The following is an 11,595-nucleotide window of genomic DNA, read 5'->3' on the forward strand; positions in this document are numbered from 1 at the left end:
TTCTCAAAACTGTATGCTGGCACTGACGGCGGCGCCGTGAGTGCGGTAGTTGGTGGAGGCGTTTCCGCTACGAACTTCATGAAACACATTGGCGGACAGCCGTACCGACTGCAGCGGCGCGTAGTTCACGCCCAGGGACGCGTTGCGGCTCTTGTCATGCAGGTTGGGCGGCGCGATCCGGCCCTCTAGCGTACTAAAATCCCGCTTTTCACGACGCACCGCAGCATTCACGTTCACCTTGGCGCTCACATCCCAGGTGGTGCTGAAGCTGGCGCCCTTGTTCAAACTGTTGTTGACGAAGTTGCTTTCCACCGGCGCGAACTCGCGCCACACGGAAGCGTCCATGCGCAGCTTGCGCAGCATCGACCAGTTCATCTTGGCGCGGCCGTTCAGCCCGCTGCTGTCGCGCTCGCCGAAGAAGCTGTGCTTGCGCTCGGCCCAGCCGGCCAGCATGGTGAATTGCGAGGTGGCGGAAAACAGCCAGTAGACATTGGCCTTCAGCTCGTTCTGCGTGTAGCCGTCGTCGATCGACGCGCCACCCAGGAAGCGGTGGTTCGGGTACTTGCCCTTGAGCTGGCTGAGCTGCAAGCCGAAGCGGCTGCCGCTGGGCGGCAGGTAGTCGAAGCCGAGGTCGACCTGGTCCTCGGTGCGGTTGTTGAACTGCTGCTGCGGCAAGTCGTAGGTGAACTTCTGGCTGCTGGCCGCCGCGCGCACGCGGTAGCTGGGGTGGAAGCGCCACGCGCCGTCGATGTATTCGCGGCGCTGCTTGCGCAGGTTGCGCTGGTTGGTGTGGAAGTCGCTGAACGAGGTCAGCGTTTGCGCGTACAGGCCGCCGATGTGGCCTTCCAGGTGGTTGCCGATGTGCCACTCGAGATCGGCCAGGTAATCCTTGCCGCTGTAATCGAGTTCGCTGTAATGATCGAATTTCACGCGCGACTGCTTGAACTGCCCGGTCAGCTTCTGGCGGCTGATGGGCAGGTTGAACAGCACGCCGTACTGGGTTTGCACCAGGGTGTCGCCGCGCGGGCCGGCCAGGCCGCTGCTGTTGTCGTCCAGCCGGAACAGGTTGGCGTCGTACGAGCGCGTGACCGCCAGATAGGGGTGGATGGTGTCGCTGATGCCGGCGACAGCCGGCACGCACGCCACGGCGCCGATCGCAGCGATGAGCAGCGCCAGCCGTTGGGGTTTGAATGAAAGTCGCATGGGAATTTACCAGTAGTGCCAATTGCCTGTGACCACGATCCACACGCCCAGCACACCATTGGTGACGCCGTGCGCCACGATGGCGGTCCAGAGATTGCCGCTGCGCATATACAGCAGGCCGTAAGCCAAGCCGGCAACCATGCCGGCCAGCCACAAGTTGTGCTCGAAACCGAACAGCACCACGGTGATGGCGAGTGCCTTCAGGGACACCGCGGCGGCGCGGACGGCGAGGAAATCGGGGGAATGGAGCCAGCGCAGCAGGAAGGAGCGCCAGAACAGCTCCTCCATGACGGGCACCACCAGGGCGGCGCCGGCGATGCGCAGCGCCACCAGCGGCCAGTTGATGGCGCCGTCGGCGCCGCGCGGGTCGAAGCCGGCGGCGCTGCCGATCTGCATCCAGCCGGCATCCAGGCTGATCCACAGAACGAAGACGGCCACGCCGATGGCAACGCTGGCCGCGGCCGGCGCGGCGCGCATGGGCTGCCATGTCAATTCGGCATAGTGGCGCCAGTACAGCATCAGGGCGCCGATGACGGCGAGGATTTTCACGCCGTACAGCCAGCGCGTGTCTTGCGCGCTGTAACCCATGCGGGACAGCACGTCGGCAATGAAAATAAAGAAGAGGTAGACGGCGAACGGAACGATCCGTGCCAGGGCGGGGGCTGAACCTGCGGGTCCGGCGGTAGAGATGTAAGGTTTCACAGTCGTGCGCCTCGGCCAAATTGAAAGATCTGCATTGCTGCCGCAGCCCAATCGGGCCGCACAGGCAACTTTGCAGATCTTACAATTTTCCGCTCAGCAGCAGCGCACGGCTGCGCTAGCGTCTGCTAGCCCTTAGCGCGGGACTCGATCGCTTCCCATTTTTCCAGTGCTTCCAACAGTTCGCCCTCGATTTGCTCAATACGTGCGTTGACGCGCTTCGCCTCGGCCGCATTTTTCTTGTAAAAATCGGGATCGGACAGCTGCAGATTGAGCGCGGTCTGCTCATCTTCCAGTGCGGCAATCACTTTCGGCAGCTCGTCCAGTTCGCGCTGTTCCTTGTAGGAAAGTTTTTTCTTGGCGGCAGCAGGCGCTGCCGCTGCGGCAGCGGCCGGCGCCGCCTCGACCTTGGGCGCAGCCTTGGCAGCGGCGGCCCTGGCGCTGGCGGTGGTGTCGCGCACGCGTTCCCAGTCGGTGTAGCCGCCGACGAACTCGCGCCAGTGGCCCTCCCCTTCGGCCACGATCACCTGGGTCACCACATTGTCCAGGAACATGCGGTCGTGGCTGACCAGGAATACGGTGCCCGGATAGTCCTCCAGCAATTCCTCCAGCAGCTCCAGCGTGTCGATGTCCAGGTCGTTGGTCGGTTCATCGAGCACCAGCACATTGGCCGGCTTGGCGAACAGGCGCGCCAGCAGCAGGCGGTTGCGCTCGCCGCCCGACAGGGTCTTGACCGGCGAACGGGCACGCTCGGGCGCGAACAGGAAGTCGCTCAGGTAGCTCATGGCGTGCTTGCGCTGGCCGTTCACCTCCACCCAGTCGCTGCCCGGGGCGATGGTTTCCAGCAGGCTGGCTTCCTCGTTCAGCTGGGTGCGCATCTGGTCGAAGTACGCCACCTGCAGCTTGGTGCCCTGCTTGACGGTGCCGCTGTCCGGTTTTTCCTCGCCCAGGATCAGCTTCAGCAGGGTGGTCTTGCCGGCGCCGTTGGCGCCGATCAGGCCGACCTTGTCGCCGCGCAAAATGGTGGCGCTGAAATTGCTGACGATGGGGCGGTTGTAGGACTTGGACACGTTCTCCAGTTCCGCCACGATCTTGCCGGAGCGGTCGCCGGCCGACACCTGCAAGGTGACCTGGCCCTGCTGGTCGCGGCGCACGGCGCGCTGCTCGCGCAGGCGCTCCAGGCGGCGCACGCGGCCCTCGTCGCGGGTGCGGCGCGCCTTCACGCCCTTGCGTATCCATACTTCTTCCTGGGCCAGGAATTTGTCGAACTTGGCGTTCTCGATTTCCTCGATCTCCAGCTGTTCGGCCTTGCGCACCTGGTAGGTGGTGAAGTTGCCCGGATAGGACAGCAAACGGCCGCGGTCCAGCTCGATGATGCGGGTGGCCACGTTGTCCAGGAAGGAGCGGTCGTGGGTGATGAACAGCACGCTGCCCTTGAAGTCCTTCAGCAAGCCTTCCAGCCACATGATGGAGGTGAAGTCCAGGTGGTTGGTCGGTTCGTCGAGCAGCAGCACGTCCGGCGCCGACACCAGCGCGCGCGCCAGCGCCACGCGCTTCTGCATGCCGCCGGAGAGCGTCTTCATCAGCGCGTCCGCGCCCAGGTTCAGGCGGTCCAGCGTGGCTTCGACCTTGTTCTTCAGGTTCCACGCGTCGGCCGCGTCCAGCTTGACCTGGATGTCGTGCATGCGTTCCATCAGCGCATCGTCGTCGCCCTGGCCGAACTGGCCGGTCAGCGCATCGTATTCCTGCAGCAGATCCTGCAGGTCGCCCATGCCGGAGGCCACCGCCTGGTACACGCTCATCTCCGGCTCGAACACCGGCTCCTGCTCCACGTAGGCGATCTTCAGGCCCTGCTGCATCACCAGCAAGCCGTCGTCCAGCTTGAAGCGGCCCGAAATAATTTTCAGCAGGGACGACTTGCCCGTGCCGTTGCGGCCGATCAGGCCGACGCGTTCGCCCGTTTCCAGCGAAAATTCCGCATGGTCAAGGAGCGCAAAGTGGCCGAACGCCAGTTGCGCGGAAGAAAGAGAGATGACTGCCATAGTGAGTAAGCCTGCGCGCGGCGTGCTGAAAAAGCCGCTGAAAAGATGAATGAAGCCAGCATTGTACCGACATCGCGGGGGCGGGACTATTTTTTGCCCGCCCTTCGGCTATAATTGCGCTCGCTTAGCGTCCTCCCCGTAGCACAATGGATAGTGCACATGCCTCCTAAGCGTGGGATACTGGTTCGATTCCAGTCGGGGGGACCAACAGCATCTCCGCCCCGTCCTGCCTTCTCCCGCCCTGCCCGCCGCCTTGCGCCATACGCGCAGCTAGTCTACTCTTGCAAAATTCTCAACCTCAAGAGGGCCCCACTTTGTTCGCTAAAGCTCTCAGTGTGTTCGCCCTGGCCATGATAGAACTGTGGGCCGCCGTGCCGCTCGGCATCAAGCTGGAGCTCAGTCCGGTGCTGGTCGGTGCGCTGACCATCGCCGGCGCCTTCGCCGGCGCGGCGCTGGCCACCTTTGCCGGCGGCGCGGTGCACAAGCTGCTGAGCTGGCGGACGCGCGGCAAAGACCTCAGCAAAGGCACCTCGGGCTGGCTGGCCAGCAAAGGTCCATGGGCCATCGGCCTGCTCGGCCCCATCCTGCTGGGCGCCACGCTGTCGGCGGCGCTGGCCTCCAGCCTCGGCCTGGCGCGGCAGAAATGGATGCCGCTGCTGGCAATCGGCATTTGCGCATCAACCGCGCTGGTAACCGTGCTGACCGTGAGCGGCTTCGCCATGCTGCAGTAACGCATCTCCTGCCTGGCCATTAGAGTATTCATGTAAAAAACGGCAACGGAGCCGTGCTACGCTGGCCGCCTCGTCATCCACCGTTTGCCGCCATGAGCGAAGCCCTGCACGCCATCCCCACCCTGCCCCCGGGCGAATCCGATCCCATCGATATCCAAGCCGCCTTCGATGCGCAGCTGGCCACCGCGCTGGCCTGGCGCACGTCGACTGCCGGGGAGCGGCTGCGCCGCATCCGCCGCCTGCGCGACGCCATGCTGGCCCAGCGCGAGGCGTTCTACGCGGCCTTCGCGCAGGACTACCGCAAGCCGGCGGCCGAAGTGGAAGCGTCGGAATTCCTGCCGGTGATGGAGGAAGTGCGCCACGCGCTGGGCCGCCTGAAGCGCTGGATGAAGCCGCGCTCCGTGTGGCCCACCACCACCATGCTGGGCACGCGCGCTTCGGTGCAGGCGCAGCCGCGCGGGCGGGTGCTGATCGTGGCGCCGTGGAACTACCCGCTCAGCTTGTGCTTCGGGCCGCTGGTGTCGGCGCTGGCGGCGGGCAATACCGTCATCATCAAGCCGTCCGAGATGACGCCCGCCGTGTCGGCGCTGATGGGCCGCATCGTCGCCAGCGTGTTCCCGGCCAACGAGGTGGCGCTGTTCGAGGGCAGCCAGCCGACCGCGCGCGTGCTGCTGGACCTGCCCTTCGACCATATCTTCTTTACCGGTTCGCCCGCCGTCGGCAAGCAGGTGATGGCGGCCGCCGCCAGGCACCTGGCCAGCGTGACGTTGGAGCTGGGCGGCAAGTCGCCCGCCATCGTGGACGCCAGCGCCGACATCAGGCTGGCGGCGGAAACGCTGATGTGGGGCAAGTTCCTGAACAACGGCCAGACCTGCGTGGCGCCCGACCATGTGTATGTGCACGCCGCCGTGAAGGAGGCCTTCGTGGATGCCTGCCGCTCGGTGCTGCAGCAGCGCTACGGCGCCGGCGCCGCGGCGCAGCAGGCCAATGCCGACCTGGCGCGGGTGGTGAACCGGCGCCACACGCAGCGCCTGGCGGCCTTGCTGGCCGACGCGCGGCAGCGCGGCGCGCGCGTGCTGGCGGGCGGCGAAGTGGATGAGGAGCGCTGCTATGTCGCGCCCACGCTGCTGGACCAGATTCCGGCCGGCGCGGCGATACTGTCGGAAGAGATTTTCGGTCCGCTGCTGCCGCTCATCGAGTACACGAAGCTGGACGCGGTGATTGGCGCCATCAACGCGGCGCCCAAGCCGCTGGCGCTGTACGTGTGGAGCACGGACCGGCGCGCTGTGCGGCAAGTGCTGGCGCAAACCAGCTCGGGCGGCGCTTGCGTCAACCATTGCGTGGCGCACTTCGCGCACGGCAACCTGCCTTTCGGCGGGGTCAATAATTCAGGCATGGGCAGCGCGCACGGCGTGTACGGCTTCAAGGCGTTCTCGCACGAGCGCGCGGTACTGCGCGCTTCGCCGCTCATGCTCATCAAGCTGTTCTTCCCGCCCTACACCAGGCGGCGCACCTACCTGATGCGCAGGATAGTCGATGCGCTGCGCCTGCCGATGCTGTAGCTCAACCGCCCGTACTTGGCTGCCTCAGGCCGGCACCGGCTGCAGGGCCCGCTCCAGCACCAGCGACAGCGTGGCGGCCAGCTGCGGCTCGGCGCCGTTGGCCAGCGCCAGCTTGCCGCTGAAGTAGCGCAGGCCGCCGCTGGAACGCTCGGCCACCAGCGAGGCGTCGCCGTCGCGCGGAATGCGCAGGCTCACGGTCAGCAGGCTGTCCAGCGCGCCGCGCGGCCGCACTTCCAGCGTCATGCCGGCGTGCGTGTCGAACAGCTTGCGGCTGGCCCGGCAAACCAGGCTGCCGCCGAACGCGCGAGCGATCACGGCGTTACAGCTGCGCAACGCGGCGTCGGCGCGGCGCGCCAGGCTCTGGCGCACTGCGCCGGCCTCGGCCATGCCTGCCATGCGCTCCTCTTCGGCGAGCATCAGCTCGTCCTCCATCCGCTCAAGCATCAGCAGGATCTCGTCTTTATTTATATTACCCATGGGAAATATATATTTCCAAATGACAATGACACTTGCAGTATATCATCTGGTCTGTGCGTGGCGCGGGAATTTTCTTCGGTGTGCATTCAGTGCGTTTTCCTGCAGGCATACGCCATCACGCCCAGCCCTGCCACCAGCAGCGCCAGCGTAGCGGGCTCGGGTACTTCGTGCACCGAATAGACTTCCATCGCCGAATAAGTAAATTGGCCGGTGCCCGCCAGGCTGCCGCCGAACGGTTCGGCGCCCGGCTCGAAGCTGTAGTACGAGGTCAGATACGAACTGCCGCCGGTGGTCAGGTCGTCGTTCACCAGCAGGTCGGCGCCGCTGCCGAAGGACGGTCCGCACTGCGCGCAGTTGTAGGTCTGGTGCGAGCCGTAGTCCGGCACGCCCTGGTCCGGCGGCGTGGGCACCTGGCGGTACATATGGCCCACGGTGGCGTTGAAGATGAAGGCGGTGCGCTCCGATTCGGGCAGCGTCACGTGGTCGCCGTCGGTCGAGCTCCAGCTCTGCGGATTGTAGCCGCCGATCAGCCAGCTGTTGCCGGCACTGTCGCGCGCCATCAGCAGCGTGAACGTGGCGCCCTTGCCGTCCGCCGCCGCATGGAAATCCTTGGCGGTGTCGCCGTCCTTGCGCACAAACAACTGGTCCAATCGCGAATTCGGCTTGCCCAGCCAGCCCAGCAGCTGGGTCTTCAATTCCGGGGTCATGATGGGCGTGGCGTGCGCCGGCACCGCCCCCAGACTCCAGAGCAGTCCCGCCAGAACGGCGGTCCTCACAGCGTTCAACATTCCAGCCTCCATCGCCTATTGCAAAAGATTTAACGTTATCACAACGGTGCGCGCCTGTCGCCACGATTGGCATATCATGCCGGGCCCATCCGAACGGAGAACCGACGCATGCGTTTTATAGCCGTTGCGCTGCTGCTCAGCGCCGCCCTGCCCGCATCCGCCCAGCTTGTAGCGGGCGTGGGCGGGGAGATCGACACCATGGAAGCCACCCCGCTGCCGCTGCCGCCCAAAGGCGGCGTGCTGGACGAAATCAACCGCAACGCCTCAGCCAGCCTGCGCCGCTTCGACCGCTTCTACACCCTCAACGCCGGCCAGCCATCCAACGTGACCCTGGCGCCGGACCCGGCCAATGGCCGCCGCAACGTGTTCCACATGGTGCTGCGGAATAGCGACCCCGACAGTGCCGGCGCCAAGCGCACCGAGGTCTCGCCCACCTACGAGTATATGCGCGAGGGCGTGCGCTGGTACGCGGCCAGTGTGTATTTTCCAACGGATTGGGTGACGGAAACCGAGCCCGGGCGGCCGGTGGTGGTGTTCCAGCTGAACAGCGCCAAAGGCGTGTTCGCCGGCCCGCCGCCGATGGCGGTGGAAGCCAGCGACGGCCTGCTGCGGCTGCACACCATGGCCAACCACCGCAACGCCACCGACGCCACCGCGCCCACCCGGGCCAACGCCGCCGTCAAGACCGTGGTGCTGGACAGGCTGCGGCTGGGACAGTGGTACTGCTTCGTGGTGCGCGCGGACTGGCAGCACCGGCTGGGCAACGGCTCGCTGCAGCTGTGGATGAATGGCGAGCCGGCCTACGCCACCGCCAATCTGAGCAGCCACTACGCCAACGAGCTGGGCAACTTCCCCAAGACCGGCATCTACCAGCCGGGCACCATGCACGTCGCCTCGCGCCACCTGTACGCGGACTTCGTCCACATCGGCGCGGCCGACAGCACCATGGAGGAGCTGCATGCGCGCACGCCGTGCGGCGGCTAGCGCGGCAAGGCGCCAAGGGGCATCACGGGGCGTTCAGGTGGCGCTTCATCTGCGACAGCAATTCAATCAGCTGGCCCTTGTCGTCGGCCGGCATCGGCTGCAGCAGTTCGACCACCCAGCCTTCGTGCACCGCCGCCATGGTGGCGAAGGCGCTGCGCCCTTCCGGCGTGAGCTTGACGCTGTAGGCGCGGCCGTCTTTCGGATCGGGCACGCGCACCACCAGCTTCTCCTGCTCCAGCTGGTCGGTGATGCCGGTGATATTGCCGCCGGTGACCATCATGCGCTTGGACAGCTCACCCATGCGCAGGCCGTCAGGATGGCGCTCCAACTGCGCCATCAAATCGAAGCGCGGCAAGGTGATGCCGAAGCTGGCCCGCAGGCGGCTGCGGATTTCGTTTTCGATCCGGACCGTGCACGAAAGCATGCGCAGCCATAGCTTGAGCGACTGGTGATGGTCCTGCGTCAGGCGGCTGGCCAGGTCCAGCTCCTGATCCACTTTGTGATTGTCCGACAATGGCATAGGTGTCCTTACATAATCTTCGCTTACGCGGTTTGGGCGCGCAGCTTGAAGCGCTGCAGCTTGCCGGTTTCGGTGCGCGGCAAGGCGGCCAGGAACTGGATCGCGCGCGGATATTTGTACGGCGCGATCTGTCCCTTCACGAATTCCTGCAGTTCGGCCGCCAGCTGCGGCGACGCTTCGTGGCCCGGCTTGAGCACCACGTGCGCTTCCACGATCTGGCCGCGCTCCTCGTCCGGCTTGCCGACCACGCCGCATTCGGCCACCGCCGGATGGCGCAGCAGCGCGTCCTCCACTTCCGGCCCCGCGATGTTGTAGCCGGCCGAGATGATCATGTCGTCGGTGCGGGAGCGGTAGAAGAAATAGCCGTCCGCATCCATTTCGTAGGCGTCGCCGGTGAGGTTCCAGCCGTTGTGGACATAGTCGCGCTGGCGTTGGTCGGCCAGGTAGCGGCAGCCGGTCGGGCCTTTCACGGCCAGCCGCCCGGTCACGCCCGGCCCGACCGGGTTGCCGTCGCGGTCCAGGATGCAGGCCTGGTAGCCCGGCACCGGCTTGCCGGTGGCGCCGGGGCGGATGTCGCCGTCCGCCGCCGAGATGAAGATGTGCAGCATCTCGGTGGCGCCTATGCCGTCTATCATGCGCAGGCCGGTAGCCTGCTGCCAGGCTTCGCGCGTGGCCAGCGGCAGCGCTTCGCCGGCCGAGACGGACTTCTTCAGGCTGGAGATGTCGTAGCGGTCGGCCAGCGGCGCCATCTGGCGGTAGAAGGTGGGCGCGGTGAAGCACACGGTGGCGCGATATTCCTGGATCGCCCGCAGCAGCGTTTCCGGCGTGAGCTTCTCCAGCAGCACCGTGGCCGCGCCCACGCGCAGCGGGAACAGCAGCAGGCCGCCCAGGCCGAAAGTAAAGGCCAGCGGCGGCGTGCCGATGAAGGTGTCGTCGCGCTGCGAGCGCAGCACCGAACGCGGGAAGCAATCGCAGATGGCCAGCACGTCGCGGTGGAAGTGCATGGTGCCCTTAGGGACGCCGGTGGTGCCGGAGGTGAAGCTGATCAGGCAGATGTCGTCGGCAGCCGTGTCGCAGGCCTCGAAGCGGGCCGGCTGGCGCGCCATCAGCGCTTCCAGCGGGGGCCCGGCATCCGCGCCGGCATCCGCATCGGCACTGGCCGCCGCATTGAACCACACCACGTTGGCGGGCAGGCCTTCGGCCGCTTCCAGCTCGGCGCGCAGGCCGGCGGCGCACAGCACGGCGTTGACGGCGGCCTTGGCCATGATGGCGCCGAGCTCGCGCGCGCGCAGCAGCGGCATGGTGGGCACGGCCACCAGCCCGGCCTTCAGCACCGCCAGCACGGCGGCCGCCATCATCGGATTATTCGCGCCGCGCAGCAGCACCCGGTTGCCGGTCTTCAGGCCCATCGGGCCGCGCAGCACGTGGGCGATGCGGTCCACCTGCTCCAGCAGATGGGCGTAACTCCAGCTGCCGCCGGCGAAGCGGATCGCGGTGCGCCCGCCCTCCCCGGCCGCGACGGCGCGGTCCAGCAGTTCGGCCACGCAATTGAGGCGTTCGGGGTAGTTCAGTTCGGGCAGGTCGAAGCGCAGCTCGGGCCACAGCTCCCGCGCCGGCAGATGGTTGCGCGCGAAGGGGTCTTCGTGTGCGCTGGCGCTCAGCCCTGGCAGGGTTGGGCCAGCACTCTTTGCGGCATTGGGTCTGTTCATGGTCGCCCCGGATGGATGGTCGGTTCAAGTCAGCCTGCAGGCTTACTTTAAACCTAAACTATCACGGCAACAAGGGGATTCAAAAGGATTCAGTTGCCGCCGCCGATGGACTTGCGCACCAGCGCCGACTGGTGAATGACGGCGCGGATCACGTCCGACAGCACGGCCTGCACCGCGTCGCTGGACAGGAAGCCGGGGGCGAAACTTTTCAGCGCCGCCGCCGCCCCGCTCAGGCCGAGCGTGACGCAGCCGGCGTGCAGGCGGTCGATGCGGGCTTGCGCTTCCTGCTGCTCGCCGCGCGCGAACAGCGCGTCCAGTTCGCCGCTCGCCACGGTGAGCTGGTTCTGGAAGCCGGTCAGGTAGACCAGCAGGCGGTCGGCGTTGATGCCCAGGCGCAGCTGGGTGGCGGACGGCGCTTCGGCCTGGTGCTCGTAGCCGCTGGCGGCCTGGTCGAGGAAGGCGGTGAGGTGGATGCGCACCTGGTCGGCCTGGAAGGGCTTGACGATGTAGCCGGCCGCGCCGGCCTTGGTGGCCTGCTGCACGGTTTCCTTGTCGGTGGCCGAGGACACCAGCACGAACGGCATGGAAGTCAGCGCGTGGTCGCCTTTGACGCGCTGCAGCAATTCCATGCCGGACAGGCGCGGCATGCGCAGGTCGCAAAAGACGATAGCTGGCCGCAGCCCGTCTTCCAGCTGCTGCCAGGCGTCCGCGCCGTCCTCCGCTTCCACGATATCGAATTTCCCGCAGCTGTCGATCAGGTGCATCAGCACCATGCGCGACACCACGTCGTCGTCCACTACCAAAACTTTCATGTAACTCTCCAGTGCCCCCGCCGCATCCGTGTCGATGCGGACTTTCAGTCAGTTGTGGCCGTTCTGTG

The 11,595-nt window shown here is 66.1% G+C and carries 11 protein-coding genes and 1 tRNA gene; 4 read left to right on the forward strand and 8 right to left on the reverse strand.

Annotated elements, in window-relative coordinates; translation table 11 throughout:
* Window positions 1–3: 3 nt before the first annotated feature.
* From epsL to AC56DV_RS22855, 3 genes are all read right to left on the reverse strand, one after another.
* Window positions 4–1,203 (reverse strand): XrtB/PEP-CTERM-associated polysaccharide biosynthesis outer membrane protein EpsL, encoded by a 1,200-nt coding sequence (epsL, locus tag AC56DV_RS22845; RefSeq protein WP_496316521.1) that lies wholly within the window; start codon window positions 1,201–1,203, stop codon window positions 4–6.
* 6 nt (window positions 1,204–1,209) lie between these two features.
* Window positions 1,210–1,905, reverse strand: coding sequence for a CAAX prenyl protease-related protein (locus tag AC56DV_RS22850; protein WP_496316522.1), 696 nt, complete (start codon window positions 1,903–1,905; stop codon window positions 1,210–1,212).
* A gap of 125 nt (window positions 1,906–2,030) precedes the next feature.
* Window positions 2,031–3,944, reverse strand: a complete 1,914-nt coding sequence (locus AC56DV_RS22855) for an ATP-binding cassette domain-containing protein (protein WP_496316523.1) — start codon at window positions 3,942–3,944, stop codon at window positions 2,031–2,033.
* A 132-nt stretch (window positions 3,945–4,076) separates the two neighbouring features.
* Here AC56DV_RS22855 and AC56DV_RS22860 point away from each other — a divergent pair.
* The 3 genes from AC56DV_RS22860 (at window position 4,077) to AC56DV_RS22870 (ending at window position 6,237) form a co-directional block, all read left to right on the forward strand.
* A tRNA-Arg gene (locus AC56DV_RS22860) sits at window positions 4,077–4,151 on the forward strand.
* A 107-nt stretch (window positions 4,152–4,258) separates the two neighbouring features.
* The gene (locus AC56DV_RS22865; protein WP_496316524.1) at window positions 4,259–4,675 is read left to right on the forward strand and encodes a hypothetical protein; all 417 of its coding nucleotides are present in this window, start codon (window positions 4,259–4,261) and stop codon (window positions 4,673–4,675) included.
* A gap of 92 nt (window positions 4,676–4,767) precedes the next feature.
* Window positions 4,768–6,237, forward strand: coding sequence for an aldehyde dehydrogenase family protein (locus AC56DV_RS22870; RefSeq protein WP_496316525.1), 1,470 nt, complete (start codon window positions 4,768–4,770; stop codon window positions 6,235–6,237).
* A 24-nt stretch (window positions 6,238–6,261) separates the two neighbouring features.
* Here the strand turns inward: AC56DV_RS22870 and AC56DV_RS22875 are convergent, their stop codons facing one another.
* Both AC56DV_RS22875 and AC56DV_RS22880 read right to left on the reverse strand, forming a co-directional pair.
* Window positions 6,262–6,714 carry a hypothetical protein gene (locus AC56DV_RS22875; RefSeq protein ID WP_496316526.1) on the reverse strand — a complete coding sequence of 151 codons (453 nt, stop codon included), beginning with the start codon at window positions 6,712–6,714 and terminating at the stop codon, window positions 6,262–6,264.
* Between the two features lie 86 nt (window positions 6,715–6,800).
* Window positions 6,801–7,502: a PEP_CTERM-anchored TLD domain-containing protein gene (locus AC56DV_RS22880; RefSeq protein WP_496316527.1), complete on the reverse strand. Its 702-nt coding sequence runs from the start codon at window positions 7,500–7,502 to the stop codon at window positions 6,801–6,803.
* A 108-nt stretch (window positions 7,503–7,610) separates the two neighbouring features.
* Here AC56DV_RS22880 and AC56DV_RS22885 point away from each other — a divergent pair, with 108 nt between their 5' ends.
* A complete protein-coding gene (locus AC56DV_RS22885) occupies window positions 7,611–8,486 on the forward strand; it encodes a heparin lyase I family protein (RefSeq protein ID WP_496316528.1) in 876 nt (291 codons plus the stop codon).
* Between the two features lie 22 nt (window positions 8,487–8,508).
* Here AC56DV_RS22885 and AC56DV_RS22890 read toward each other — a convergent pair whose 3' ends face one another.
* The 3 genes from AC56DV_RS22890 to AC56DV_RS22900 form a co-directional block, all read right to left on the reverse strand.
* Window positions 8,509–9,006 carry a MarR family winged helix-turn-helix transcriptional regulator gene (locus AC56DV_RS22890; protein ID WP_496316529.1) on the reverse strand — a complete coding sequence of 166 codons (498 nt, stop codon included), beginning with the start codon at window positions 9,004–9,006 and terminating at the stop codon, window positions 8,509–8,511.
* A 23-nt stretch (window positions 9,007–9,029) separates the two neighbouring features.
* A complete protein-coding gene (locus tag AC56DV_RS22895) occupies window positions 9,030–10,715 on the reverse strand; it encodes an AMP-binding protein (protein ID WP_496316530.1) in 1,686 nt (561 codons plus the stop codon).
* Between the two features lie 89 nt (window positions 10,716–10,804).
* Complete coding sequence (locus AC56DV_RS22900; RefSeq protein WP_496316531.1) at window positions 10,805–11,527, reverse strand: response regulator; 723 nt, start codon at window positions 11,525–11,527, stop codon at window positions 10,805–10,807.
* Window positions 11,528–11,595: the final 68 nt, after the last annotated feature.

Source organism: Massilia sp. BGA-UO-ETr-WB1, assembly GCF_059567845.1.

Excerpts from the sequence above, each read along its gene's own strand:
- AC56DV_RS22895 (WP_496316530.1), bottom strand. The coding sequence starts at position 10,715 with ATGAACAGACCCAATGCCGCAAAGAGTGCTGGCCCAACCCTGCCAGGG.
- epsL (WP_496316521.1), bottom strand. The coding sequence starts at position 1,203 with ATGCGACTTTCATTCAAACCCCAACGGCTGGCGCTGCTCATCGCTGCG.
- AC56DV_RS22875 (WP_496316526.1), bottom strand. The coding sequence starts at position 6,714 with ATGGGTAATATAAATAAAGACGAGATCCTGCTGATGCTTGAGCGGATG.
- AC56DV_RS22880 (WP_496316527.1), bottom strand. The coding sequence starts at position 7,502 with ATGTTGAACGCTGTGAGGACCGCCGTTCTGGCGGGACTGCTCTGGAGT.
- AC56DV_RS22890 (WP_496316529.1), bottom strand. The coding sequence starts at position 9,006 with ATGCCATTGTCGGACAATCACAAAGTGGATCAGGAGCTGGACCTGGCC.
- AC56DV_RS22855 (WP_496316523.1), bottom strand. The coding sequence starts at position 3,944 with ATGGCAGTCATCTCTCTTTCTTCCGCGCAACTGGCGTTCGGCCACTTT.
- AC56DV_RS22885 (WP_496316528.1), top strand. The coding sequence starts at position 7,611 with ATGCGTTTTATAGCCGTTGCGCTGCTGCTCAGCGCCGCCCTGCCCGCA.
- AC56DV_RS22900 (WP_496316531.1), bottom strand. The coding sequence starts at position 11,527 with ATGAAAGTTTTGGTAGTGGACGACGACGTGGTGTCGCGCATGGTGCTG.
- AC56DV_RS22870 (WP_496316525.1), top strand. The coding sequence starts at position 4,768 with ATGAGCGAAGCCCTGCACGCCATCCCCACCCTGCCCCCGGGCGAATCC.